This window comes from Streptomyces sp. JH002, from assembly GCF_050916115.1.
Taxonomy (GTDB): domain Bacteria; phylum Actinomycetota; class Actinomycetes; order Streptomycetales; family Streptomycetaceae; genus Streptomyces; species Streptomyces xiamenensis.
The window spans coordinates 3,574,106-3,600,355 of the sequence record NZ_CP087989.1; the positions used below are offsets into that span (position 1 = coordinate 3,574,106).

The window sequence follows — 26,250 nt, forward strand, 5'->3', positions numbered from 1 at the left end:
GCCCGCCTTGCTGGTTTCCCATTGAGTGGAAAACATATCTGCTGACCGGAAATCATCGTTGGCATGATGCCCGCGCGCTGTCAAGCCCAGAATGGGAAGCATTTCCATTCAGTGGTAACTTTTCGGGCGTGAGCACCAGCGAATCCAGCGCAGTCCCGGCCGATGTCGTCGGCCGGGCGATCCGGCTCCTCGTCCTGGTCGGCGAGCATCCGCACGGCATCACGCTCTCCGAGCTGTCCCGGGCCAGCGGCGTCCCCGTCAGCACGGCCCACCGGCTGGTCAACTCGCTGGCCCGCGAGGGACTGGTGGACTTCGAGGCGAGCGGCAAGCGCTACAAGCCGGGCCTGCGCCTGTTCCAGCTCGGCCAGCAGGCGGGCCAGGCGTACGGATTCGCCGGCACCGCGCTCCCCGTGATGCGACGCGTGACGGAGCGCACCGAGGAAGCCACCCTCATGTCCGTGCTCGACGGCACCCGCCACCTGTACGTGCACTACGTGGACGGTCCGCTGCCGGTCGGGGTGCGCAGCGAGCCCGGGCGCCACGGCCCGCTGCACTGCACCTCGATGGGCAAGGTGCTGATGGCCTTCGCCCCCGAGGAGGTGCGCGAGGACCTGCTGGAGGGCGTGGAGCTGACCCCGTACGGGCCGCACAGCATCACCGACCGGGACGTGCTGCGGGCGGAGGTCGCCCGCGCCGCCGCACACGGGTACGCGACGGCCGACGAGGAGCACCACGCCGGGCTGCGCGCCGTGGCGGTCCCCATCCTGCGGCCCGACGGCAGCCTGTTCGCCTGCCTGTCCACCGCGGCCCCCGCCTTCCGCCGCTCCCTGGACGACCTGATCGCCCTGGTGCCGGTGCTCCGGGAAGCGGCCACCGAACTGGGCGTCCGGCTGCCCGCACGCTGAGGGCGGTACGCCCCCGCCGAAACAGCTCGTAGGCCCGGTCCGGCGGTGGATAGAGTGCCGGTGCGGCAGGGGGAGGGGTGACCCATGGGGATGGGTGAGGACGAGCTCGCGGCGTTCGGCGCCACCGTCGCCCGGCTGCGGGCCCTGCCCGCCGACGATCCGGTGCGGCTGCGGGCGGAGCAGATGGTGGCACCGCTGACCCGCGAGGCACGGCGGCGGCGCGGCAGGGCGCGGCGGGCCGAGGCACGGGAGGCGGACGCGCTGGTGCAGGGGCGCACCGCGACCGGTGACGCCGGACGGATCGAGGACGCGCCCCTGACGGTGGGCGGGGAGACGCCCGGGTGGTACGTGAGGCCACGGCGCTGCTACGTGTGCAAGGAGCCCTACCGCGAAGTCCATCGCTTCTATCACGCGCTGTGCCCCGGTTGTGCCGCCGACCATGCCGCGCGGCGCGAGGCGGGGACCGACCTGCGCGGGCGGCGGGCGTTGCTCACCGGCGGCCGGGTCAAGATCGGCTTCCAGCTGGCGCTGATGATGCTGCGCGACGGCGTGGAACTGATGGTGACCAGCCGGTTCCCGGCGGATACGCTGCGCCGCTTCCGTGACGTGCCCGGCAGCGGGGAGTGGTTCGGACGGCTCACCGTGATCGGGATCGATCTGCGCGACCCGCGCCAGGTCGCCGGGCTGTGCGACGCGTTGCTGCGCGAGGGCAGGCCGCTGGACGTTCTGGTGAACAACGCGGCGCAGACCATACGGCGTCCCCCGGGTGCCTACGCGGTGCTGTCCGCCGGGGAGCGGGCGGCAGCCGAACTGCCGCCAGCCGGGCGGACCCTGGCTGCGCCCGGGTTCCGGGGCACCGTCGCAGCGGAGCTGCCGGCCGGTGTCCTGGCGGAAGTGGACCAGGCCGGGCTGCTGCCGGACCACTCGCCGGTCAACTCCTGGTCGGTGCGACTGGGCGAGCTGGACGGCGCGGAGATCCTGGAGACGCATCTCATCAACGCCATCGCTCCGCTGCTGCTGTGCGACCGGCTGCTGCCGCTGCTGCTGGCCTCGCCCCGGCCACGCCGCTACATCGTCAACGTCTCGGCGGTGGAAGGCCGTTTCGCCGTACGGAACAAGGCGCCCCGGAAGGCATCGATGGCCGCCGCCGGATTCCGTACCCCACTGGACGTGGTGGACGGCGCGGCACGGGTGTACGACCCGATCGTGCGCGGCGAGGCGGGGGATCCGGTCGCGGGGGTGTTCTTGAAGGACTACCGCGAGGCGGCCTGGTAGCGGGGACGGTGGTACGTGGCACGTGTCTGTGCACCGACACGTGTCCGGGGCGCGCGAGGAGTTGGTTCAGGCCGCGAGGGCGGCGGGCTCGGGTGGGGTGAGGCGGAGTTCGAACCAGACGGTTTTGCCGCCCGGGCCCCAGGGGCCGTCTTCGAGGGCGCAGCCGCCCCAGTGGTCCGCGAGGGCGTCGAGGAGGAGCAGGCCCCTGCCGTTGTGGGAGTCCGGGGGAGGGGCCGGGCGGGGTGTGCCGGGGGTGTCGGGGAGCGCGGGGCTGGTGTCCCACACGCTGACCCGGAGGACGGGGTGCCGCCAGTGAAGTTGTACGGAGGCCGGTCCGCCGGTGTGGCACACGGCGTTGCAGGCCAGCTCGGAGGTGAGGAGTTCGGCCCGCTCGGTGAGTTCGGTGAGGCCGTGGGCGTGCAGGACGGTGCGGAGGGTGAGCCGGGCGATGCGCGGGGCGCGCGGGTCGCGGGGGAAGTGGAGTTCGTAGCGCCAGGGTTCGGCGAACGGGATGGGGGCGAGGCGGGGAATCCCCGCGCAGGTGGCGTTCTGGGCGGGCACGGTCGGCTGTTGGGGTTCTGGGGACATCTGCGCCTCCTGAGACGCGATCAGGCGGGGAACGGACGCTGGCCACAGGCTGGTTGTCCGGGCGGTGTCATTGCCGCCTCGCGGGGAGACGGTGCGCTTCCGCTCGGGAGCAGGATGAGTGGCACAGGTCACAGGCTAGCCCGAAATTACAACAGGTAGTAATGGATTCACTCCAACGTGTTTAGGTAACTTCACTGAGTCGACCGAGGGCGTCACGGACGGCCACAATGGGCGCGAGCGGAGAAGGAGAGCACATGGCACAGCGGGAAGGGCCGACGATCCTTCAGCGTCGCTTCGGTGCGGAGCTGCGGCGCATGCGAGAGTCGACCGGGATGTCGGCGTCCGCGGCGGCTGAGGCGCTGAGCACCGATCGCACCACGATTTCGAACATTGAGTCCGGCCGTTTCGGTATCAGCGAGGCGCGGTTGCGTCGATTCGCGACGATCTACGCGTGTGACAACCCCGCTCTCGTCGATGCGCTGGCCACCATGACGGGTGGGCGCAAGAAGGGCTGGTGGGACGAGTACCGGGGAAAGATCCCGCCGGAGTTTCTCGACGTCTCGGAGCTTGAGGGCTTCGCCGAGCGGATGCGGACGGTGCAGACGGCACACCTGCCGGCGCTCTTCCAGACGGAGGAGTACGCGCGGGCCTTGTTCAACCTCTTGGATCCGCCTCTGTCCCGCCTCGAAGTGGAGTTGCGGGTGGCGCATCGACTGGCCCGGCGGGCCAGGATCGCCGTGGACGCCGTGCCCTATGTCGGGGTGATCCACGAGGCGGCGCTGCGGATGCAGGTGGGCGGCAGGAAGGCCGCCAGGCGGCAGATCGGCCAACTGCTGGAGGGCAGCGAGTGGGACAGTGTGACGCTTTTGGTGATTCCCTTCAGCGCCGGTGAGTTCCCCATGATGGGGGAGTCGGTGCTGTATGTGGAGGGCAAGGGCGGGCAGCTTGACACCGCACACATGGGCTCACCTGCCGGTGCCATCTTCATCGACGTGCCGGAATCGCTGGCCGTCGTCCGGAGTGGGATGGACGCCAACGAGCGGGTGGCGCTGTCGGCTGTTGAGTCCCGGGACCTGATCCGTTCCATTCGGCAAGAGCTGTAGGAGTGAGGGAAGCATGACCGAGTACCGCTGGCAGAAGTCTTCGTTCTCCGAGCACGACGGCAACAACTGCGTGGAGATAGCCGTGGTGGGGCCAGGCGTCGCGCTTCGGGAGAGTGATGAGCCGGGACGGGTCATACAGGCGGATCCCGTGGCCTTCCGCGCCCTGACGGGCTGGATCAAGGCGGGTCGGTGGGGCGCGCCAGGTCGGTGAGGAGGTCGGGGGGACCCGTTCTTCCTCGATACGGCGGCCGTGGGCCGCGAGGACGGCGGCCAGGGGTGGGCCGCCAGGGCCTGCTCGCCGTCGGTCTCGTCATCGGGGTGGTGGTAGCGCCGGGGGCGACGGAGTCGGGGCGGAGTCACCGGCCGGGCGCGGCCGTCAAGGGGCCGCGCCCTTCGGTGGGTCAGGCGATGCGCCGGGAGGCGACCGGCTCGTGGGTGTCCTGCGGTTCCAGGGCGTGGAAGGGGTGGACGGGGCCGAAGCGGGAGATCAGCTGCTCGTACCAGCGGGTCTCGGTCTCGCGCCGCAGGTGGCTGGGAGGGTAGCCGTAGGCGGCCCGGAAGACCCGGCTGAAGTGGGCGTTGTCGGTGAAGCCCCAGCGCACCGCGATGGACTGGATGGGCTGGGCGAACTTGGCCAGGTCGGTGAGGTCGCGCCGGCAGCCTTCGAGGCGCTGGCGGCGTATCCAGGCGGCGACGGTCAGGCCGTGCAGCCGGAACAGCCGGTGCAGGTGGCGCAGCGAGATGTGGTGGGCACAGGCGATGGTGCTGGGTGAGAGGTCGGGGTCCGAGAGACGCTCACGTATGTACTGCTGGATGACGAGGAAGAGTTCCCGTTGCGGCGGCAGGAGTAAGGAGGGGCTCAGCTCCCCGTGGGCCGAGGGCGTCGGCGGCTGATGGTTCTGGCTGTCGCTGTGGTCGGCTGGGAAATCCATTTTTCCCCCTAGGTGTTCTTTGCGCCTTCTTGCAGATGTACCGGCTCGGTTATCGCGTTCCCGTGCGGCGGCGGGCGGTGATGGGCACGTGCTTGTACCCGGAGACGAAGTTGGAGACCATCCGCTCCGGCTTTCCCGCGGGGCGGAAGTCATCAAAACCCGCCAGCAGTTCCTCGAAGAGGGTCCTGATGGTGATACGGGCGACGCTGTGCCCCACGCAGTAGTGCGGGCCGATGCCGAATGCCAGGTGCTTGTTCGGCTTGCGCCGGATGTCGAACCGCCCCGCGTCGGGGAATTCCCGCTCGTCCCGGTTGGCGGAGCCGATCCACACCACCACGGCGTCCCCGGCCGCGATGGTGGTGCCGTGCAGTTCCAGGTCCCGGGTGGCGTAGCGCAGCATGTGGTTGACCGGCGAGGACCAGCGCAGCGCCTCCTCGACGGCGGTGGCGCCCACCTCGGGATGCGCGGCCCAGTCCTGGAGCACCCCGGACTCGATGAACTCGGCCATCACGTAGTTGGGGGCGTGCGGTGTGGTGACGTTGGCGCCCAGCAGCAGGCTGTAGCAGTTGGCGACGATCTCGCCCGGCGACATGTGCCGCCCCTCGAACCGGGTGGAGATCAGTGCGCTCAGCAGGTCATCACCCAGCTGGTCGCGCCGGAAGGAGACCAGGTCCTGGAAGTAGGCGAACAGTTCGCGGTGCGCCGCGGCCAGGGTCGCCTCCTTGCCGCCCGGATCCTGGTACTCGGGGTCATCCGCGGCGATGCAGGCGGTGGTGGCGCGGATCAGCCAGGGCCAGTCGGAACGCGGCAGCCCGATCATGGTGCCGGTCACCGACATCGGCATGTCGATCATGGCCTGCGCGAAGTCGAAGACCCCGCCGTCGCCCAGCGGTTCGATCAGCTCCAGGACGAGGCCGCGGATCATGTCCCGCTGCTTGTCGACGGTCTTCAGCGCCAGGGCCTTCTTCAGCCGGGCCTGCATGATGGTGTGCCGGGGCGGATCGGTGACCACCAGCTGCTGTCCGCCGGCCGGGTCGTCCATGCCGAGCAGTTCGAGCATGGTGCCGCGTTCGGAGGTGAAGTCGGCGGTGGTGCGCAGGACATGTTCGGTGTCGGCGAATTCCACCACCGACCAGAAGCCCCGGTCGGCGTCCACCTGGGTCCAGCTCAGGGTGTCCAGACCGCGTAAGGCCGCCCACTGGCGGTGCGGCTCGCCTGAGGTGTAGAAGGCGGGGTCGATCAGGTCGGTCGTCCCCAGGTGTACCGGGCAGCCCGAGGTGGTCCGATGGGCGGTCATGTCCGTTCCTCTCTGTCGAACGTCATCGGTTCCCGGCCGGTAGGGCCGGGCGGGAACCGGCGACGGCGCGGCGCGTGGGGCGCGCCGCGCCGTCGCCCGGTCACGGGCGCCGGGGCGGTCGTGGCTAGAAGGCCGTGTCGAGCCGGGCCCGCTGGTCCGCGGTCAGCTCCAGGTCCACGGCGGCCAGGCTCTCGTTGAGCTGGGCCACCGAGGAGGCGCCGGTGATCGGCAGCACCGGGATCTCGCCGCCCATCAGCCAGGCCAGGACGACCTGGTTGGGGGTGGCGTCCGCCTCCTTGGCCACCTCGCGCAGCGCGGCCAGCCGGATCGGCGTGCCCGGGTGCTCGTAGTCGTGCTCCAGCGGCTTGTCCTCGCGTACGTAACTGCCGGAGAGCAGCGGTGAGTAGGCGACGAGGGTCAGCTCCGGGTGGGCGCGCAGATAGCTCAGCAGCTCACCGTCGAGCAGGCCGGGGCTGCCGTCGGGGGAGCGGCGGGCGGGCAGATCGGTGCGCGGGCGCAGGTAGCTGTGCTGGTACTGGAGCACCTCGTAGCCGGGCAGTCCGGCGGCGGCGGCGATGGATCGGGACCGCTCGACCTTCCACGCCCAGTGGTTGCTGACCCCGGCGATGCCGACGAGGCCGTCCGCCACCAGGTCGGCGAAGGCCTGCACGGTCTCCTCGAGGGGGGTGCCGGGGTCCTCGATGTGCGCGTACATCAGGTGCAGTTTCTCCAGGCCGAGCAGTTCACGGCTGCGCTCGGCCGCCTCGCGCAGGGCCTTGGCGGACAGGCCCTCGATGTTCTCCAGCCGGCCGGTCTCCGCGAAGCTGAGGCCGGGCTTGTTCGGCCGGCCGCCGGCCTTGGTGGCGATGGTGATCTCGTCGCCGACACCCCGGCTGGCCCGCCACCGGCCCAGCAGTGCCTCGCTCTCGCCGCCCTGCGTCCCCTTCGCCCAGAAGGCGTAGTTGTTGGCGGTATCGACGAACGAACCCCCGGCCTCGGCAAAGCGGTCGAGAATGGCGAAAGACGTTTCCTCGTCCGTGCTCGTGCCGAACAGCATGGCGCCCAGGCCCAGGACGCTCACCTCGCGGCGGGTGGTCGGGTTACTGCCAATCGTGCGGTATTTCATGGTTTCCTTCCGTGCGGATTCCATAGGCCGACCAGTTGTTTTCGGCCAGCGGCTGCCCCGCGAATGGCGCTCGCGATCGGGGGCGACTGTAGCCGAGCGGGGGTGAAAAATCTGATGCTTGGTGAATACCTGACTATTTGCTCGTGAGAATGATCATTTCGGTGCGGAGGAGCCGTGCACGACCTTGTCGATCAGCGAGACCAGAGAAGCCGCCCCGTCCACCAGATACATGTGTCCGCCCGCCGGTTCGTGCAGGTCGAAACCGGCCGCGGTGACCTCCCGCCAGGCCGCCGCCTGCGCTCGCGGCACCAGTTGGTCCTCCGCTCCCCGGAGCGCGGTGATCGGCACCGGCAGCGGATCCAGCGTGCTGGGCCGGTACGCCTCGTGCATCTCGACGTCCGCGCGCAGCGTGGGCAGCAGCAACTCCCGCAGCTCCGGCACCGCCATCGCGTCGTGGCTGTATCCGGCGATCTCGCCCACCCGTTCCAGGAACGCGTCGTCCGGCAGCCCGGTGGCGCGCAGCGTGCGCTGGGTGCCGGGCTCGGGCGAGCCGCTGACGATCAGCCGCAGCACCTCGACCTCCGGCACGGCGCGCAGCCGCTGGGCCAGTTCGTAGGCCAGCACCGCGCCGACGCTGTGCCCGAAGAGCACCACCCCGGCGGGGCCGCCGAGTTCCTCCAGCAGGTCGGCGAGCAGCCCGTCGGTGGCCCGGTGGACGTCCCGGTACGGTTCGACGTCGATCAGGTGCTCGCGACCGGGCAGCCGCAGCGGGAGCACCTCGAAGCGCCCGCCGGTGAGTTCGTCCCAGGGCCGGAAGAACGAGGTGCCCGAGCCGCCGAACGGCAGGCACACCAGGCGGATCGGGTCCTGGCCGGCCTGCGCGCCGGTGGCGGCCTCGGCGACCGCGCCGGTCGTGGCCTCAGGCATCGGAGCCTCCGTTCCCCCCGGCGGCCGGCGCCGTGCGCGGCAGCCTGCGGTCGTAGGTGATCGGCAGCCGTTCCAGGCCCCGGCTGGCCGAGTTGTCGTACCGCCACTCCAGTTCGTTCTCCGGCACGGCCAGCGCGAGCCCGGGGAGCCGGCGCAGCAGGGTCGTGAACGCGACCTGGCCCTCCACCCGGGACAGCGGCGCCCCCGGACAGAAGTGGATGCTGTGCCCGAACGACAGATGGCGGTTGGGCTTGCGCGTGATGTCCAGCCGGTCGGGATCCTCGAAGACCTCCGGGTCGCGGTTGGCCGAGTTGATCAGCAGGTGCACGAAGCTGCGGCAGGGGATGTCCACCCCGCCCACCGTGACGTCCTCGGCGGCGTACCGCGGCGGGGCCCGGTAGACCGGCCCCTCGTAGCGCAGGAACTCCTCGACGGCGGTGTCCACCAGCTCGGGCCGCTCGCGCAGCAGCGTGAGCTGGTCGGGGTGGCGCAGCAGGGCCTGGGTGCCGTTGCCGATCAGGTTGGCGGTGGTCTTGTGGCCGGCGATGATCAGCAGGATCAGGGTGGAGACGAGTTCCTCGTCGGTGTAGGCGTCGTCGGCGTCCGCGGCCCGCAGGATCACGCTGACCAGGTCCTCGCCCAGGTCGGCGCGGCGGGTGCCGAGCAGGTCCGTCAGGTACACCTCGACGGCCTCGCTGACCTCCTTCAGCCGCCGGTTGGACTCCTCGTCGGGGTACGGGGCGCCGCTGAGCACCAGGCCCCACTGGTGGAGCTGTTCGCGGTCCTCCACGGGGATGCCGAGGAAGCGGCAGATGACCTTCATCGGGATCTGGAGGGCGAAGTCGTGGAAGAGGTCCACCACTCCGCGCTCGGGCATCTCGTCGATCAGGTCGTCCGCGATCTCCTGGATCCGCGGCCGCAGCAGCTCCATGCGGCGCGGCACGAACGCCTTGCTCACCAGCTTGCGCAGCCGGGTGTGCACGGGCGGGTCGGAGGTCAGCATGTTCTTGATGAGGATGGGGCTGCTTTCCTTCAGCGCCTCACGGAACCAGTCGGGGGCGTGCTCCACGCTCTTGGCGACGGTGTGGTTGCCGAACGTCTCGGCCACCGTGCGGTAGTCGGCGACGACGTACGCCTCGGAGTCCGCCGGGTAGTCGACCCGGCGCACGGGGCAGGTGCGCCGTACCTCCGCGTACCCGTCGTAGGGGTTGTCGCCCGGTGCCATGAAGAACTCCGTCGGCAGCGGGTCACTGGGCTTCTTGGGTATCTCTGTGGTCATCGCGCAGCCTCCGAGGGGGATCAGGACGCCAACTCGTGCGGGGCGGGCAGGGTGCGAATGGTCCGGGTGAGGGTGGGCAGGGCGGCCAGGACTCCGGCGACGGCCATGAAGAAGAACACCCAGGTCGGGCCGGCCAGGTCGAAGATGACGCCGATGGAGAAGATGCCGAGGGGTTGCGCGATCATCCCGACGAAGCCGACCGCGCCCAGGACACGGCCCTGGAGGTCGTCGGGGACGAGCGCGGCGATGTAGCCGTAGATGAGGGCGTTGACGACGCCGGCGCGGACGAAGACGCAGGCGACGATGACGCCCAGCGGCAGGACACCGGGTGTCAGCATCAGCAGGACGGCCGCCACCGGGCCGATCCACACGGCGTAGACGATGATGAGCGAGGGCTTGACCCACTTCAGGACGAGCCCGGCGAGCAGCGAGCCGATGAGGCCGCCGCTGCCGGCCACGGCGAGGGTGGTGCCGATGGCGGCCTCGGAGGCGTCGCGGTGTTCGGCGGTGGCGATGAGGGCCAGGAACATGCCGGAGTGGTTGAACGCCATGTTGGAGGCCATGGCCCAGATGAGCAGGATGAGGATGACGGGCTGGCGGCGGATGAAGCGGAAGCCCTGGAGCATCCCGCCCTTGGCCGGTTTCCCGGGTTTCCCGTCCTTGCCGTCCTTGCCCTCCTCGCCGTCCTTGCGGCCCTCGGGGTCCGCGTCCCCGGTGGCCGGGGCGCTGTCCGTGACGGCCTCGCGGGGCGCCTGGAGCGGCTTCTTGATGAACAGCAGCAGCACCGCCGAGATCAGGAAGGCCACCGCCGCGCTGAGGAACGGCAGGGCCCTGGCGATGCCGAAGAAGGCGCCGCCGATGGGCGGGCCGATCACGGTGGCCCCGAAGAACCTGATCTGGTTCTGCGCGGTCGCCTGGGTGAACTGGGACGGCGGCACCAGCTGTTTGATCGCGGCGAGCCCGGCCGGGTTGGAGATGCCCAGGCACGCCGCCGACAGCACCACGATCGCGAAGATCACCGCCATCGGCGGTTCCCCGGCGATCACCAGCAGGCCGAACAGCGTTAGCAGCACCACCCGCGCCAGATCGCACAGGATGATGGTCATCCGCCGGTCGAACCGGTCGGTGAGGCTGCCGCCGGGCAGCGACATCAGCCCGGCGACGACCAGTTGGACCGCCCCGACCGCGCCGGCGTAGGTCGCCGAGCCGGTCGTCGCCAGGATGAGCAGCGGATAGGCGATCTCCGCCGACTCCTTGGCCACCGCGGCGAAGAACTGGCTGATCCACATCGCCTGGAAGTCGCGGTTGCGGAACAGCGGTTTCTCGGGCGCGGCGGGTACGGCGGACTCGGCGGCCCCGGCCGCGTCGGCGGGCCCGGTCACCTCGCTCGCCCCGGCGCTCCCGGCCGTCCCGGTGGCGCCGGCGCGCGTGGACTCAGTGGTCATGACCCGACCCTTCGACTCTCGACAGAACAGTGCGCAACCGCTGTGCCAGCACCCCCACATGGGGCGGTGTCAGCAGCGACCAGTGGTCCCCGGGCACCGGGTGGATCTCGACTCCCTGCGCGTAGAGCGGCGCCAGCCGGCCCAGCAGCCGCCGGGCCTGCCGCCGGTCCGTACCGGCCCGCAGCACCACGGCCCGGGTGGCCACCGGCGCCGGGCGGTACACCGCGAGCGTGCGCGACTTGGCACGCAGCACCCGGGGCAGGCCCGGATCGCGCCGCACCGCCGCGCCGACCGCGCCGACCCCCAGCGCGGCGCCGATCCGCACCCATGCCTGGCCGGCCAGGAACTCCGGATCGAGGCCGACCGGCAGGCCGTACCGGCCCTGGACGAACGCGTCCAGGCAGACGACGGCGTTCACCCGCTCGCCCGCGGCCACCAGTTGGCGTGCCGCCTCGTGCGCGAGGACGGCGCCGAAGGACCAGCCGCCCAGCAGATAGGGGCCGGTGGGACGGACCCGGCGCAGCGCCGCCACGTGGTGCGCGGCGAGCGCCGCCACGGACTCGGCGCGGGGCGTGCCACCGGCCGGGGCGAGGTCCAGGTCGAGGGCGTGCACGGGCCGGGTGCCGTCGAGTTCGCCGGCCAGGGAACGGTAGGCGAGCGAGCCGCCGGTGGAGTCGGCGATCAGGAACAGCGGCAGGCCGGGGCCGTCGGGGGCCAGGGTCACCACCGTCACCGGGCCGGGGCCCGGGGCGGGCGCGACGGTGACCGGTTCCGGCTCCGGGTCGGGGTGCGCCGCCGCGTGGGCCAGCAGGGTGCCGAACGTCGGGTGCGCGGTGAACTCGGCCACCGGGACGGCGATCCCGGTCCGTTCCCGTACCCGGGTCAGCAGTTGGACGGCCATCAGCGACTCGCCGCCCAGCCGGAAGAAGTGGTCGCCCTCCGCCGCCCGGGGCACGCCGAGCGCGGCGCACCACAGTTCCTCGACGGCGGCCAGGATCCGCGTCCGGCCGGTGACCTGGGTGGTGCGCGCGCCGGCGGGGGCCGCAGCCGGCCGGGGCCCCGGCGACGGCGCGGCCTGCGGGCTCACCCGGGCGAAGGGGTGGCCGGGCAGTGAACGGCGCGTGGCCCGCCCGCCGTCCGCCAGGTCGAGGTCGAGCAGTGCCTGCCGTACCTCGTCCACGCCGCTCTCCCACAGCGCGCCGAGGGCGGCCGGTATCCCGCGGGCGGTGTCTTCCTCGCGGCCGAGCATCGGGACCGTACGGTGCCCGGCCGGCCAGTCCGGGTGCCGGCGCGCGGTGCCCAGCATCGAGGTGCCGGGGCCGAGTTCGACGAAGGTGTCGCAGCCGGCGGTCAGCAGGGTGCCGACCGCGTCGGCCAGCCGTACGGGGCGCCGCAGCTGTTCGGACCAGTAGTCGCTGCCGCGCACCGCGCCCGGATCGGCGAAGGTGCCCGTGGTGTTGGAGACGAAGCGCAGGCCGGGCGCGGCGTTCGGGGCGGTGGCGACGGCCTTCGCGAGGGTCTCGGCCGCCGGTTCCATCGCCGCGCAGTGCGACGCCTGCCGGATGTTGAGCCGCCGTACGTCCAGGCCCGCCAGGGCGTCCCCGGCCAGCAGCCGGTCCATCGCCTCCTCGGGTCCTGACAGCACCACGGCCCCGGCGCCCAGGACGGCGACGGTGACCTCGTCGCCGGGCCGCAGCCGCGCCGTGACCTCCTCGTACGGCGCGTGCACGGCCGCCATGCCGCCGGGGACGGTGTCGGCCATGGCGGCGGCCCGCCGGTGCACCAGGTCGGCGGCGACGGTGGGTTCCCACAGCCCGGCCAGGGCGGCGGGCGCGTACTCGCCGACGCTGTTGCCGAGCATCGCCACCGGGCGCACGCCCCAGTCGAGGAGCTGCCGGCCCAGGGCGTGGCCGAGGGCGAACAGGCCCAGGTGGTGGTGGGTGAGGTCGGAGAACCAGCCCGGTTCGGCGGCCTGTTCGTCCACCACCGGGCTCAGGTCGATGCCGTGGGTGGCGCGCACGTGTGCGCGCAGCGTGTCGAAGTGGTCGCGGAAGCCCGGCAGCAGCCGGTAGGCGCTCGCCCCGGCCGCGTAGGAGAGGGGGCCGTGCCCGGGGAAGAGGAACGCGATCGCCGGCCGGCCGGTGGCCGCCCGGGAGGACGGCGCGGCGGGCGCGGCCAGCAATTCGGCGGCCTCGGCGGCCGAGTCGGCGACCACGGTACGGCGGTGCCGGTGGGCCCGCCGCTCCGTGAGCGACCGGGCGACCTCGGCGAGATCGGCGTCCGGCTCCTCGCGCAGCACCGCCGCGAGCTGGGCGCCCGTCGTCTCCAGCGCACCGGGGGTGGCGGCGGACAGGGTGAGCGCCCGGGCGCCCCGGCCGGCCACCGGCCCAGGGCGCTGGGGCGGCTGCCCGAGGATCACGTGCGCGTTGGTGCCGCCGACGCCGAAGGAGCTGACGGCGGCGAGGCGCACGCCCCGTTCGGGCCACGGCTGGTGCCGGTCGGCGACCAGGAACGGTGTGGTCTCCAGTTCCTGGAGCGGGTTGGGGCGCCGGTAGTGCACGGTGGGCACGAGTTCACCGCGCTCCAGCATGAGCACCGTCTTGATGAGCCCGGCCACGCCGGCGGCCGAACCGGTGTGGCCCAGATTGCTCTTGACCGCACCGAGCCGGCACCAGCCGGTGTCGGAGCCGCCGGCCGGGCCGAACGCGTCGGTGAGCGCCTGCACCTCGACGGGATCGCCGATCGGGGTGGCTGTCCCGTGCGCCTCGATGTAGTCGAGGTCGGCCGGGTCGACGCCGGCCATCCGCTGGGCGTGCCGGATGACCTCGCTCTGGCCCGAGACGGAGGGCGCGGTGTAGCCCATCTTCTCGGCGCCGTCGTTGTTGATGGCCGAGCCCATGAGCACGGCGGCGATCCGGTCGCCGTCGCGCAGGGCGTCGGCCAGCCGCCGCAGGACGACCACCCCGACGCCCTCGCTGGGCACGGTCCCCGCCGCGTCGGCGTCGAAGGGGCGGCAGTGGCCGTCGGGCGACAGGATGCCGCCCGGCTCGTAGCGGTAGCCCCGGTCGCGCCGGTCCGCGACGGCGACGCCGCCGGCCAGCGCCGCGTCGCACTCCCCGGCGCGCAGCGCGGCGGCGGCCAGGTGCACGGCCGTCAGCGAGGTGGAGCAGGCGGTCTGCACGGTGACCGCCGGGCCGCGCAGGCCCAGCTTGTAGGCGACCCGGGTGGCCAGGAAGTCGCGTTCGCGCCCGATGAAGCGGGCCAGCTCCCCCATCTCGTCGCCGTCGCGGGGGCTGTCGTCCGCGCCGACCTGGTCGGCGCCGCCGTACACCCCGATCCGGCCGGGGAAGCGGGTGGGATCCAGCGCGGCGTCGTCCAGCGCGGTCGCGGCGGCCTCCAGGAACACCCGCTGCTGCGGGTCGATCCCGGCGGCCTCGGCCCGGCTGTAGCCGAAGTGGGACCAGTCGAAGTCGGTGGCGCCGGCCAGCACGCCCATGGCGGGCACGAAGTCCGGGTGCCGGACCCGTTCGGGGTCGGCGCCGGCCGCCAGCAGGTCCTCGATCCGGAAGCGGGTGATGCCCTCCGTACCGGCGCGCAGCGCGGCCCAGTAGGCGCCGACGGTGGGTGCGCCGGGGAGGCGGCAGGCCATGCCGACGACGGCCAGGGGCTCGTGGGTGTCCATGGTCACCGCCCCCGTGCCGGACCGCCGGCGGGCTCCGCGGCGGCGGCGTCCGTCACCAGCCGGTGCAGCCCTTCGGGGGTGGGCGTTCGCAGGAAGTCGCGCAGCGGTACGGAGACGCCGAAGCGGTCGCGTACCAGCCGTACCAGGCGCACGGCGGCCAGTGAGTTGCCGCCGGCCCGGAAGAAGTCGGTGCCGGGGGCCGGGTCGAGCGCCTTGTCGCGCAGCGACTCGGCGAAGACGGCGGCCACTTCCTCGAACCCGGGCCCGGAGACGGGGGCCGGGGTGGTGGACGGCGCGGGCGGCGCCGTTGTCCCGGCCGGTCCCGCGGCGGCGGCCAGGGCGCGCCGGTCCACCTTGCCGTTGGGGGTCAGGGGCACCCGGTCCAGGACGGCCCACAGCACCGGCACCATGTACGAGGGCAGCCGCCGCGCCAGCAGATCCCGCAGCCGCGCGGTGTCGGGGACGGTTCCCGGTTCGGGCACGACGGCGGCGATCAGCTGCTTGCCCGCGCTGTCCCCGTCCGTGACGGCCACGACGGCGTCGCGCACGCCCGGCGCCCGGGTCAGTTCGTCGCTGATGGCGCTCAGTTCGACGCGGTAGCCGCGCAGCTTCACCTGGCTGTCGCGCCGGCCGAGGAACCGCACCCGGCCGCCGCCGTCCACCCGCACCAGGTCACCGGTGCGGTAGAGCCGCTCGGGCACATCGGGGGAGAAGGCGCCGAACGCGCGGGCGGTCTCGGCCTCGTCGTGCAGATAGCCGTCCGCCAGGCCGGCGCCGCCGGTGTACAGCTCGCCGACGCCGCCGGGCGGGACCAGCCGGCGCCGGTCGTCCAGCACGTACACCCGGGTGCCGGGCACCGGGGTGCCGATGGGCAGCGGCCCGTCGGCCTCCTCGGGGGTGCGCACGGTGTGGGTGGTGGTGAAGGTGGTGTTCTCGGTCGGGCCGTAGCCGTTGGTGATCTCCAGCCCCGGATGGCGGCGCAGCAGGCGCGCGACGTGCTCGTGCGGCACCACGTCCCCACCGGTGAGCACCTGCCGCAGCCCGCCCAGCGAGTCGGCGGCGAACTCCTCGACGAGCCGGAAGAGGCCGGCGGTCAGCCAGGCGACGGTCACCCCGCGCTCGGCCAGGAACTCCCCCAGGTCGGTGGGGGCCGGCAGGCCGGGCGGCAGCACCTCCAGGGTGGCGCCGCTCAGCAGGGCGCCCCAGATCTCCAGCGTGGAGGCGTCGAAGGCGAGCGGGGACAGGCGCAGCACGCGTTCCCCCGGGCCCAGCCGGACGAAGTCCGCCTCGTGCACCAGGCGTACGACGGCGCGGTGCGGCACCTGTACGCCCTTGGGGCGGCCGGTGGAGCCGGAGGTGAACGCCACGTACACCGGCTGGTCCTCCGTCACCGGCGGCGGCCCGCCGTCCGCCGCCCCGTCACCGTCGGTCCCGGTGTCCTCCGGTGGGGAGGACGGGTCCCAGGCCGGGGCGGTGGGCACGCCGAGCGCGGCCAGCCGGGGCGCGTCCCGCGGGGCGGCGAGCGCGACCCGGGGCGCGGCGGCGGCGACGATCCGCGCGGTGTGTTCGGACGCCTGGTCCAGGTCGACGCCGACGTAGGCGGCACCGGCGGCGGCCACGCCCAGCAGCGCGACGGCCTCGGCGGCGGAGCGGGGCAGCGCCACCAGGACCCGGTCGCCGGGCCGTACCCCGGCCCGGCGCAACCGCCGGGTCTGCTCGTCGGCGGCCTGCGCCAGCGCGCGGTAGGTCAGTTCGGTGGCGCCGTCCCGTACGGCGATCGCGTCGGGGGTGCGGGCGGCGGTCGCGCGGAACAGCGCGTCGACGGAGCGGGCCGGGAAGTCGCGCCGTACGTCGTTGAGCTGCTCCAGGAGCGCGCGGCGTTCCGGTGCCAGGCAACGCACGTCGGCCAGCGGCGTGCCGCCGTCGGAGGTGAGGCCGGCGACGGCGGCGGTCAGGTCGGCGAGCAGCCCTTCGGCCTCGGCCGCGTCGAACACCCCGGTGGCGTACTCCAGATGGCCGGCCAGCGTGGGATCGGACCGGCCGATCAGCAGCGACAGATCGAACTGGGCCCCGCCGCCGTGCGCCTCCTCGACCCGCAGTTCGACGTCCGCGGTGCGCAGCCGCTGCGGCACCAGCTGGTCGTGCATCCCGAAGGAGACCTGCACCAGGGGGTGGTGGCCCAGGGCGCGTTCCACGCCCAGCCGGGAGGAGAGTTCCTCGAAGGGCAGTCCTCCGGCGTCGATGGCGAGGCCGAGCGCGTGGTGGACGGACCGGAGGTAGGCGTCGACGGTCGCGTCGTCGTCCACGTCGACGCGGACCGGCACCAGATTGCCGGCGACCGCGACCAGCCGCTCCAGCTCGCTGGTGTCCCGGCCGGTGAGCGGCACCCCCACGAGCAGGGCGCGGACCCCGGTGCGGCGGGCGAGCGTCAGCGCGAAGGCGGCGAGCAGCAGCGCGAACGGGGTGACGCCCGCCTCGCGGGCCCGGGCGGTGACGGCCTCGCTGGCGGCGGCCCCCAGGTCCAGCGGGGCGCGGGCCCCGGCGGGGTCCTGGAGCGCGGGGCGCGGCCGGTCGGCCGGCACCTCCAGCACGGTGGGCACCCCGTCCAGGTGCTTGACCCAGAACTCGGCCTGCCGCTCCCAGTCGCCGCCGTCGCGGGCGGCGGCCTGGTGGCGGGCGAGCGCCTGGGGCGCCACGCCGGGCTCGGCGGACGGCGTGGGGGTGCCGGCGGTCAGCGCGCCGTACCGGGCGACGATCTCGTCCAGGAGCAGGCCGACGGACCAGCCGTCCAGCACCATGTGGTGGGCCGTCAGCACCAGCGCCTGCCCGCCGGCGCCGTCCTCGATCAGCAGGTAGCGGTGGGCGGGGGCGGCGGCGAGGTCGAAGGGGCGCCGGCCGAACTCCTCGGCGGCCCGGCGCACCGCCGCCTCCGTCCCGGCGGTGTCCGTGGTGGACGCGCTCAGGGTGAGGGTCTCGACCTGGGGCGTGTGGTCGGCGAGGACCTCGGGCACGGCCTCGTCGTCGTGTTCGCGGTAGACGGTGCGCAGACCGGGATGGCGGGCGGCCGTCTGCGCGAGCGCGGCGGCCAGCGGGCCCGCCTCCAGCCGGCCGGCGGTGACGAAGCAGATGAAGACCAGGTGGTACGGGGAGTCGCCGGTGAGCCGTTCGATGAGCCACATCCCGCGCTGCGCCGGGGAGAGGGCGGCGGGCACCGGTTGCGCCGCGTCGGCTTCCGGGGCGGCGGTGACGGGGCCGCCGGGCGGGGCGGTGGCCACCGCCTCGGCGAACACCCCGGCGAGCGGGGTGCGGTCCAGCAGAGCCGACAACGACAGCCGTACGCCCAGGCGTTCGCGCGCCAGGGCGGCCAGTCTCATGGCGCGCAGCGAATCACCGCCGAGTGCCAGAAAGCTGTGGTCGGTGAAGGTTCCCGGGTCGGTGTCCGGTCCGAGAACGGCGATCGCGCACGCATCAAGCGACATCTTTTCTCTCCAGGGCGAGCCGGATTCCCGCCGTGGCCCGCCCGCGCACGGCCGGGCACGGCCGCCGGGGCCACAGGCGAGAGGGGAACGAGGTCGGGGCGGACGGTCGGTGACGGGCGGGTGGGGACGGGCGTACGGGGGCCGCGGGGCCGCCACGGGAGGAGCTCCCGGGCGGGCCCGCGGGCATTCCGTCGGACAGGCCCTAGCCCTGCGGTCCGGCCGCCTTCTGCTGCCGCACCGCGCCGAGCAGCCGGTCGCGCGCGCTGCCACCGCCGCCGTTCCCGTCGCCGGTGGTGCCCAGGGTGGCCAGCAGATCGGCCTGGCCGCGCACGGTGCCGGCCCGGAAGAGGTCCACGGTCTTCACCATCCGCCCGGACACCTCGCGCAGCCGTTCCACCAGGACGACCAGGCGCAGCGAGTCGCCGCCGGCGTCGAAGAAGCTGATGTCGTCGGTGACGTGGTCGGTGCCGAGCACCTCGCACCACACCGCGCGCACCATCTCCAGCCGGGCAGCCGGGTCGTTGACTTTGTCTTCCGCCGCGGGCTTCAGCACCAGGTCCTCCGGGTCGTGTGCGAGATCGGCGGCACCGCGTCGCAGTGCCGTGAGCAGGTCGTTGATGGCGGCGTCGTCGAACAGCGCCGCCGGGTGGTCGAGGGAGAAGCCCAGCCGGGGACGCTCGCCGTCCTCCTCGTCGAGATGGACGAACAGGGCCAGGTCCCATTTGCTGTACTGGGGTTCCAGCGGCCGGTAGCGGCCCCGCACGCCGGGGGCGAGGGCGATGGTGCCGGGGCTGTCGGCCATGTTGACCAGGACGGGGGACAGGGGGAGCCGGCCCACTTCGCGGTCGGCGTCGAGTTCGGCGGCGAGCGCGTCCAGCGGGACATCGCAGTCGATGAAGGTCTCCATGCCCGCGGTCCGTGCGGTGGCCAGGAGTTCGCGCCAGGTGGTGGTCGCGGTGAGGCCGACCCGCAGGATCAGCGTCGACATGAACATCCCGACGACCTCGGCGGAGGCCGGGTCGTCCCGGCCGGGCCAGACGACGGCGAACAGGAAGTCGCGCTGCTCGCCGCGCCGGGCGAGCGCCCCGGCGAGCAGCGCCACCCCCGTCATGAACGGGGTGCAGCCCTCGCGGGCGGCGGCCTCGGTCACCCGCTCGGTGGTGCCGGCGTCGAGCGTGGTGCGCTGCCAGCCGCCCAGCATGGGGAGGTCGCCGTGCGGGTCACGGACGTAGGGCAGGTCCACGGTGGTGGGGGCGCCCCGCAGGCGGGCGGCGGCCTCGCTCACCCGCTCGGCCAGGTCCGCCGCCGGGGCGGCCGGCCGCACCTCGTCCGGGTGGACGGCGCGGCGCGGGGTGAAGGGCGTGCCCAGGACCGCCGCGCGGTAGCGGCCGGTGATCTCGTCCAGGACGAGTTCCCGGGAGGTCGCGTCGAAGACGATGTGGTGCACGGTGAGGACGAGGAGGGTGCTCTCGGCACCGGTGCGGATGATCTCGGCGCGGGCCGGTGCCTCGGCGCCGAGGTCGAACGGGGTGTAGCACAGCGCCTCGATGAGGGCGGCCAGTTCCTCCGCCGTCCACTCCTCGGCGACCGCGTCGATGAAGCCGACCTCCGCGGGCGGACCGTCGGTGCGGTACTCCACCCGGCGGTGCCGGGTGTCCAGCCGGAACCGGGAGCGCAGGGCGGGGTAACGGGCGAGGGTGGCGCGGGTGGCCCCGGTGAGCGCCTGGTGGTCCACTGGGCCGGTGAACTCCAGGACCGTGGGGATGAGATAGGTCGGGCGCAGGCGCTCGATCCGGTCGAGGATCCAGATGCCCTGCTGGGCCGGCGTCGCCCCGTACCAGGTGGTCCGGGGTGTGGAAACGGACGGTGGCGTGGAAACAGACATGCGCAGTCTGACCCTCTGTGAGACATGCGATCCGAGTGAGCCGGTCGGCCCGGGAGGCACCCAACTCCGGGAGTCTGCATGAGGAGTACCCGTGCAGGCATTGACGATCAGCGACAACATGTTGGCAATCCGTGCACGCCGTGGCGGTTGTGTGGCGCCGGTCCGGAGGCGGGCCGGGCGCCGGTGACCTGCGAGAGAGTGGCCGACGCCCGCTCTGAGGCGGTCACCGAACGGTCAGAATGCGCACGCGGACGGTCATGTGCGCCGGTCGTACGCCTGTCGCGGCCGACCGGGAGGCGGGGCGCGCGGGGTGAGCCCGGTTTCGGCCGGGTAAATCCCCGATCAACTCCGGTCGACCCGTATCGCAACTCGGCGTATTCACTGTATACAGAAGGGCATGAGCCGAGCAGACCGAACTCTCCGGGGTGACGCGGGCGGTGCCGACGCCGTCACCAGTGAGCTGCGCCGACTGGTGGTCGAGGGCGTCTACCCGCCCGGGCACCGCCTGGTGCAGGACGAACTCGCCGACCGCTTCGGGGTGAGCCGCATCCCGCTGCGCGAGGCCATGCGCACCCTGATCAGCGAGGGCCTGCTGCGCTCGACACCGGGCCGCGGCACCTTCGTGACGGTGCTCGACCTGGAGGAGATCGACGAGGTCTACAACCTGCGCCGGCTCATTGAACCGAGCTTCGCCGAGCACGTCGCCGAGCGCGTCTCGCGGCGCGACATCAGCCGGTTCGAGGAGATGGTGGACCGCATGGACCGCGTCGCCGAGACCGGCGCGGACTCCTGGTCCCGCACCAACCTCGCCTTCCACCTCGACATGTACCGGCTCTCCCGGCTGCCGCTGCGCTACGAGATCATCGCGCAGATGTACCACCGCCTGGAGCCGTACTCGCGGTTCTACGTGCACGGCACCTGCGCCTACGACCGCGTCCAGAGCGAACACGCCGCCATGGTCCAGGCCCTGGCCGACGGCGACGCCGCCGAACTCGCCCGGCAGATCACCGCCCACATCGACGGCGGCCAGCAAGGGCTGCACACCGCCTGGGAGAACAGCAGCGGCACCATCGCGGACTACTGGGCGGAGTCCGGCCGATGACCGTGCTCGCCCTCAACACCGATGTCGGCGAAGGCTTCGGCGCCTGGGGCCCGGACGACGAGGGGCCGCTGCTCGACCGGGTCACCGCCGCCAACGTCGCCTGCGGATTCCACGCCGGGGACCCCGACATCCTGCGCCGCACCTGCGCGGACGCCGCCGCCCGGGGGGTCGCGATCGGCGCGCAGGTCTCCTACCGCGACCTGGCCGGCTTCGGCCGGCGCTTCATCGAGGTGCCGCCCGCCACGCTGGTCAACGAACTGCTGTACCAGATGGGCGCCCTGGAGGTCTTCGCCCGCCTGGCCGGGAGCCGGATCAGCTATGTGAAGGCCCACGGAGCGCTCTACAACGCGGCGGCCCGGCACGCCGGGCACGCCTCGGCGATCGTCGAGGCCGTCACCCTCTACGACCGGGAGCTGCCGCTGCTGTGCCAGCCGCGCACCGAGGTCTGGGACCGCGCGCTGATCGCCGGAGTACGGCCCCTGGCGGAGGCGTTCGTGGACCGCGGCTACACCGACGAGGGCCTGCTCGTCCCGCGCTCCCAGCCGGGCGCCGTCATCACCGACCCGGCCGAGGCGGCGCGGCGCGCGCTGCGGATGGCGCAGACCGGAACGGTGCTCTCGGTGAACGGCCACGCGGTGCGGGTCGCCCCGGACGGCGGGGACATCGCGGCGCTGTGCGTACACAGCGACACCCCCGGCGCGGTCGCGATTGCCGCCGCCGTACGGGAGGCCCTGGCGGTGGGCGGGGTCACGGTGGGCACCCCGGCCGAACTCCCGGGCGGGGCGGGCGCGTCGGTGGAGGTCACCGCGGAGGTCACGGCGGAGGCCGCGCCGTGACGGGCGCGGCTGCCGGCGGGGCGCGGCTGCGGCGGGCGGGTGACCGCGGCTGGCTGGTCGAGTGTCCCGGCCACCGCCCCGCCGAACTGGCCCTGGCCATCCGGGCCGCGTCCTGGTCCGCCGAGCTGCGGGAGGTCGTCCCGGCCGCCACCACCGTGCTGGTGGTGGCCGAACACGCCGCCGCCATGGAGCGGCTGGCCGGCCGGCTGACCCGGCTCCTCGACGCGGCGGCGGTCGGTAACGACGGTGACGACGGCGGCATACGCTCCGGGCCGCGGACCGCCGCCCGTACCGTGGTGATCCCGGTCCGCTACGACGGCGCCGACCTCGACGCGGTCGCCGCCCGCGCCGGCCTCACCCGGGCCGAGGCCGTGCGCCGGCACACCGGCGGCCGGCACACCGTCGCCTTCTTCGGCTTCGCCCCCGGATTCGCCTACCTCGACGGCCTCCCCGAACCCCTGCGGCTGCCCCGGCTGGACAGCCCGCGCGCCCGGGTCCCGGCCGGCGTGGTCGCCATCGCCGGGAACCAGACCGTCGTCTACCCCGGCGGAACCCCGGGCGGCTGGCACCAGATCGGGGTCACCACCACCCGGCTGTGGGACGTGGACGCCACCCCGCCGAACCGCCTCGCCATCGGCGACCGCGTCGTCTTCGAGGCGGTCGGCCCATGACCACCGGCACCGTCACCACCCCCACCACCGGAACCACCGGCACCCTGACCGTCGCCGCGGCCGGCGTCGCCACCACCGTCCAGGACCTGGGCCGTACCGGGCTCGCCCACCTCGGCGTGCCCACCGCCGGGCCCGCCGACCGGCGCAGCTTCACGCTCGCCAACCGCCTGGTCGGCAACCCCGAGAACACCCCCGCCCTCGAAATGACCCTCGGCGGACTGGAACTCACGCTCTCGACGGCCCGGTACGCGGCCGTCACCGGGGCCCCGGCGCCGGTGACGGTGAACGGCGTCCGCGTCCCCGACCCCACCCTCGTGCACCTGCCCGCCGGCGCCCGCCTCACCATCGGACGCCCCTGGGCCGGCTGCCGCACGTACCTGGCGGTCTGCGGCGGCGTCGAGGCCACCCGCGTCCTGGGCTCCGCCTCCCGCGACTCCCTCACCGGCCTCGGGCCCCCGCCCCTGGCCGCCGGTACGGTGCTGGGCCTGGGCCCCGCCCGCCCGGTCCCCGGCGTCCCGGTCGAACTGGCCTTCAGCGCCGTACCGTCCGCCGGCGCCGCCACCGCCAGGTTCCGCTGGGGGCCGCGCGAGGACCTGTTCGACACGGCCGACCGGCAGCGGCTGACCGCCACCACCTGGCGGATCTCCGCCCAGACCGACCGCGTCGGCGCCCGGCTCACCGGGCCGCCGCTGGCCATCGGCTCCGTACACCTGCCCAGTGAGGGCACCGTGCGCGGCGCCATCCAGATCCCGCCGTCCGGCGAGCCGATCGTGTTCCTCTCCGACCACCCCGTCACCGGCGGCTATCCGGTCATCGGGGTGGTCACGGACACCGACATCGACCTCGTCGGCCAGACCCTGCCCGGGGACGAGCTGCGCCTCGTACCGGCCCGCTGACAGGAGGCCCCGGCCCGCACCACCGCACCCGCACACACCCGCACGTCAACGACCGTCCCTCTCACCCCTCCCAGCGAAAGAGAGCCACCATGACCACCAAGCCCACCGGCCTCGTCCCCTTCCACCTGGCCATCCCCGTCGACGACATCGAAGCGGCCCGCGCCTTCTACGGAACGGTGCTCGGCTTCACCGAGGGCCGCTCGGACACCAAGTGGATCGACTGGAACTTCGGCGGCCACCAGGTCGTCACCCACCAGGTCGGCGACGGCCCCTCCGGCACCCCCCGGGACGGCGTCGCCGGCACCAACCCGGTCGACGGTCATCAGGTCCCGGTGCCGCACTTCGGACTGGTGCTGCCCGTCGAGGAGTTCAAGGCGCTGGCCGAGCGGCTCACCGCGATCGGCACCGCGTTCGTCATCGAGCCCTACGTCCGCTTCGAGGGCGAGCCCGGCGAGCAGTGGACGATGTTCTTCCTCGACCCGGCCGGCAACGCCATGGAGTTCAAGGCGTTCGCCGACCTGGAGCAGCTCTTCGCCGTCTGACACCGCCCGGACGGAGCGACGGTCATCAGCAGGAGGTCCAGTCCTGCGGATGACCGTCATACGGGCCCCGGCGCCGTACCCGCACCCGCGTCTGCACGCGGACGCCCCGCACGACTGGCCGCACATCCCTGCCACAGGACATGTCAGAACCGGAGCACGCCCATGACGAGCCTATCAACGCCCCCGCCCGCGACCGGGGAGAGAACAGCGGGTCAGGACAGCACCCCGCGCCGCTCCCGCAGGGCGGCCGTCGCCGCCGCCGCGGGCACCGCCATCGAGTACTACGAGTTCGGCGTCTACGGCTACCTCGCCGTCGTCATCGGACCGCACTTCTTCCCCGACGACGACCCCACCGCCTCGCTGCTGGCCACCCTCGCCGTCTTCGGCAGCGCCTTCCTGATGCGCCCGCTGGGCGGCATCGTGCTCGGCCGGCTCGGTGACCGGATGGGCCGCAAGCCCGTGCTGATCCTCACCGTCGTGGGCATGGGATCCGCCACCGCGGCCGTCGGACTTCTGCCCACCGCGGAGACCGTCGGCGTCGCCGCGCCCATCGGGCTCCTTCTGGTCCGGCTGGCGCAGGGCTTCTTCGCCGGAGGCGAGGTCACCGGCTCCGCCACCTACCTCGCCGAGTCCGCCCCGCCCGGACGGCGCGGCTTCTTCGGCGCCTTCACCCCCGTCGGCGTCGCGCTCGGCGGCGGAACGGCCGCGCTGGTGGCCGGCGTCCTGAGCACCGTCCTGACCGAACAGCAGCTCCAGGACTTCGGCTGGCGCATCCCCTTCCTGCTCTCCCTGCCGCTGATCGCCGTCGCGCTGCTCGCCCGCAACCGACTTGAGGACTCCGAGGCGTTCCTGACCACCAAGGAGGAGGACGCCACGGCCAAGGCGCCGCTGACCGAGGTGCTCACCCGGTACCGGGGCCCGGTCCTCAAGGTGACGCTGCTGGCCATCGGGTCCAACTGCGGCTACTGGGTCGGCCTGATCTTCATGAACATCTACCTCACCTCGGAACTGGGCTACCCCAAGTCCTCCACCTTCTGGATCATGGGCGGGATCAGCTTCTTCGTGGCCTGTCTGATGCCCCTGTTCGGCGGGCTCTCCGACACCTGGGGCCGCAAGAAGGTCATCACCGTCGGCTTCACCGGCTACGCGGTCCTCGTCGTGCCGGCCATGCTCGTCATGGGCATCGGCAGCTTCCCGCTCGCCGTCCTCGCCATGATCGTCCTCGCCCTGCCGATGCCGATCGTCCAGTCCGTCACCTACCCGACGTACGCCGAACAGTTCCCGACCCGGGTGCGGTACACCGGCCTGTCCTTCAGCTTCAACATCGGCACCATCATCGGCGGCGGCCTCACCCCGTACCTGGCGACCTGGCTCATCGCCACCACCGGCAACCTCCTGGCCCCCGGCTTCCTGCTGATGGGCGCGGCCGCGATGGCGCTGATCACGCTGCGCACCGTGCCCGAGTCCAGCAAGCTGGAGCTGACATGAGCGCCGGGGCCCCCGACACCCCCCGTGAGCTGCGCGAGTTGGCGGCGGCGGGGCGGTGGACCGGCCCCACGGCCGGGATCCTGGACGGCCACCAGCAGGCCAACCTCGTCATCGTGCCGCGCGAACTGGCCTACGACGTCCTGCTGTACTGCGTCCGCAACCCGAAGCCCTGCCCGGTCATCGCGGTGACCGAACCGGGCGACCCGGTGGTGCGCGTCGGGACGACGGTGGCCGACCTGCGCACCGACCTGCCGCGCTACCGCCTGTGGCGCCACGGCGAACCGGCCGGCGAGCCGCACGACATCACGCCGTACTGGCGCGAGGACTCCGTGGGGTTCCTGCTGGGGTGCAGCCACACCTTCGAGGGGCCGCTGCGCCGGGCCGGCGTCCCGGTGCGGTACGCGCCCGGCTCGGCGGCGCCGCCGGTGTACGTCACGGACGTGCCGACCCGGCCGGCCGGGCGGCTGTCGGGGCCGCTCGTGGTCAGCATGCGGGCCATCCCGGCCGCCCTGGTCGCGCGCGCCGTCGAGATCACCGCGCGCTACCCGACCGGCCACGGCGCCCCCGTCCACATCGGCGACCCGGCGGCCCTGGGCATCGCCGACCTGTCCCGCCCGGACTTCGGCCCGTCCCCGGTGATCGAGGACGGCGACGTCCCGGTCTTCTGGGCCTGCGGGGTCACCCCCCAACTCGCCCTCCCGGCCGCGGCCCCGGAGTACGCCATCACCCACGCCCCGGGCCACATGCTGGTCCTGGACCACCTGGTGGACGCGGCACCCGAAGCACAGTGAC

General features: G+C 73.3%; 21 protein-coding genes. 11 read left to right on the plus strand and 10 right to left on the minus strand.

What is annotated here, in order from left to right; all coding sequences use genetic code 11:
- Positions 1-128: 128 nt before the first annotated feature.
- Both H7827_RS16230 and H7827_RS16235 read left to right on the plus strand, forming a co-directional pair.
- A complete protein-coding gene (locus tag H7827_RS16230) occupies positions 129-905 on the plus strand; it encodes an IclR family transcriptional regulator (RefSeq protein WP_432746057.1) in 777 nt (258 codons plus the stop codon).
- A gap of 90 nt (positions 906-995) precedes the next feature.
- Positions 996-2,180 carry an SDR family NAD(P)-dependent oxidoreductase gene (locus H7827_RS16235; RefSeq protein ID WP_432747992.1) on the plus strand — a complete coding sequence of 395 codons (1,185 nt, stop codon included), beginning with the start codon at positions 996-998 and terminating at the stop codon, positions 2,178-2,180.
- Positions 2,181-2,246: 66 nt separating this feature from the next.
- Here H7827_RS16235 and H7827_RS16240 read toward each other — a convergent pair whose 3' ends face one another.
- A complete protein-coding gene (locus tag H7827_RS16240) occupies positions 2,247-2,768 on the minus strand; it encodes an ATP-binding protein (protein ID WP_432746059.1) in 522 nt (173 codons plus the stop codon).
- Between the two features lie 254 nt (positions 2,769-3,022).
- Between H7827_RS16240 and H7827_RS16245 the strand changes: the two genes are divergently transcribed.
- Positions 3,023-3,871, plus strand: a complete 849-nt coding sequence (locus H7827_RS16245; RefSeq protein WP_432746061.1) for a helix-turn-helix domain-containing protein — start codon at positions 3,023-3,025, stop codon at positions 3,869-3,871.
- 13 nt (positions 3,872-3,884) lie between these two features.
- A complete protein-coding gene (locus tag H7827_RS16250) occupies positions 3,885-4,082 on the plus strand; it encodes a DUF397 domain-containing protein (protein WP_432746063.1) in 198 nt (65 codons plus the stop codon).
- A gap of 190 nt (positions 4,083-4,272) precedes the next feature.
- Here the strand turns inward: H7827_RS16250 and H7827_RS16255 are convergent, their stop codons facing one another.
- From H7827_RS16255 to H7827_RS16295, 9 genes are all read right to left on the minus strand, one after another.
- The gene (locus H7827_RS16255; RefSeq protein WP_432746065.1) at positions 4,273-4,803 is read right to left on the minus strand and encodes a helix-turn-helix domain-containing protein; all 531 of its coding nucleotides are present in this window, start codon (positions 4,801-4,803) and stop codon (positions 4,273-4,275) included.
- Positions 4,804-4,852: 49 nt separating this feature from the next.
- Positions 4,853-6,100, minus strand: coding sequence for a cytochrome P450 (locus tag H7827_RS16260; protein ID WP_432746067.1), 1,248 nt, complete (start codon positions 6,098-6,100; stop codon positions 4,853-4,855).
- Positions 6,101-6,224: 124 nt separating this feature from the next.
- A complete protein-coding gene (locus tag H7827_RS16265) occupies positions 6,225-7,226 on the minus strand; it encodes an aldo/keto reductase (protein ID WP_432746069.1) in 1,002 nt (333 codons plus the stop codon).
- A gap of 153 nt (positions 7,227-7,379) precedes the next feature.
- Entirely contained in the window at positions 7,380-8,153 is a 774-nt protein-coding gene (locus H7827_RS16270) for a thioesterase II family protein (protein WP_432746071.1), read from the minus strand.
- A complete protein-coding gene (locus H7827_RS16275; protein ID WP_432746073.1) occupies positions 8,146-9,432 on the minus strand; it encodes a cytochrome P450 family protein in 1,287 nt (428 codons plus the stop codon). The genes H7827_RS16270 and H7827_RS16275 overlap by 8 nt, the downstream gene beginning before the upstream one ends.
- A 20-nt stretch (positions 9,433-9,452) precedes the next feature.
- Positions 9,453-10,877 carry an MFS transporter gene (locus H7827_RS16280; RefSeq protein ID WP_432746075.1) on the minus strand — a complete coding sequence of 475 codons (1,425 nt, stop codon included), beginning with the start codon at positions 10,875-10,877 and terminating at the stop codon, positions 9,453-9,455.
- A complete protein-coding gene (locus H7827_RS16285) occupies positions 10,867-14,559 on the minus strand; it encodes a type I polyketide synthase (RefSeq protein WP_432746077.1) in 3,693 nt (1,230 codons plus the stop codon). Before H7827_RS16285 ends, H7827_RS16280 begins: the two co-directional genes overlap by 11 nt.
- Before the next feature lie 2 nt (positions 14,560-14,561).
- Complete coding sequence (locus tag H7827_RS16290) at positions 14,562-18,038, minus strand: amino acid adenylation domain-containing protein (RefSeq protein WP_432746079.1); 3,477 nt, start codon at positions 18,036-18,038, stop codon at positions 14,562-14,564.
- A gap of 202 nt (positions 18,039-18,240) precedes the next feature.
- Positions 18,241-19,923 (minus strand): condensation domain-containing protein, encoded by a 1,683-nt coding sequence (locus H7827_RS16295; RefSeq protein ID WP_432746081.1) that lies wholly within the window; start codon positions 19,921-19,923, stop codon positions 18,241-18,243.
- Positions 19,924-20,320: 397 nt separating this feature from the next.
- On the opposite strand from H7827_RS16295, the gene H7827_RS16300 reads away from it, so the two are divergent.
- From H7827_RS16300 to H7827_RS16330, 7 genes are all read left to right on the plus strand, one after another.
- Entirely contained in the window at positions 20,321-21,025 is a 705-nt protein-coding gene (locus tag H7827_RS16300) for a GntR family transcriptional regulator (RefSeq protein WP_158708054.1), read from the plus strand.
- Positions 21,022-21,861: a LamB/YcsF family protein gene (locus tag H7827_RS16305; protein WP_432746084.1), complete on the plus strand. Its 840-nt coding sequence runs from the start codon at positions 21,022-21,024 to the stop codon at positions 21,859-21,861. Before H7827_RS16300 ends, H7827_RS16305 begins: the two co-directional genes overlap by 4 nt.
- Positions 21,858-22,532 (plus strand): 5-oxoprolinase subunit B family protein, encoded by a 675-nt coding sequence (locus H7827_RS16310; RefSeq protein ID WP_432746086.1) that lies wholly within the window; start codon positions 21,858-21,860, stop codon positions 22,530-22,532. The genes H7827_RS16305 and H7827_RS16310 overlap by 4 nt, the downstream gene beginning before the upstream one ends.
- The gene (locus H7827_RS16315; protein ID WP_432746088.1) at positions 22,529-23,428 is read left to right on the plus strand and encodes a biotin-dependent carboxyltransferase family protein; all 900 of its coding nucleotides are present in this window, start codon (positions 22,529-22,531) and stop codon (positions 23,426-23,428) included. The genes H7827_RS16310 and H7827_RS16315 overlap by 4 nt, the downstream gene beginning before the upstream one ends.
- An 89-nt stretch (positions 23,429-23,517) precedes the next feature.
- A complete protein-coding gene (locus tag H7827_RS16320) occupies positions 23,518-23,970 on the plus strand; it encodes a VOC family protein (RefSeq protein WP_386532346.1) in 453 nt (150 codons plus the stop codon).
- Between the two features lie 162 nt (positions 23,971-24,132).
- The gene (locus H7827_RS16325; RefSeq protein ID WP_364240911.1) at positions 24,133-25,458 is read left to right on the plus strand and encodes an MFS transporter; all 1,326 of its coding nucleotides are present in this window, start codon (positions 24,133-24,135) and stop codon (positions 25,456-25,458) included.
- On the plus strand, positions 25,455-26,249 hold the full coding sequence (locus H7827_RS16330; RefSeq protein ID WP_432746090.1) for a putative hydro-lyase: 795 nt from the start codon (positions 25,455-25,457) through the stop codon (positions 26,247-26,249). Before H7827_RS16325 ends, H7827_RS16330 begins: the two co-directional genes overlap by 4 nt.
- Position 26,250 lies beyond the last annotated feature (1 nt).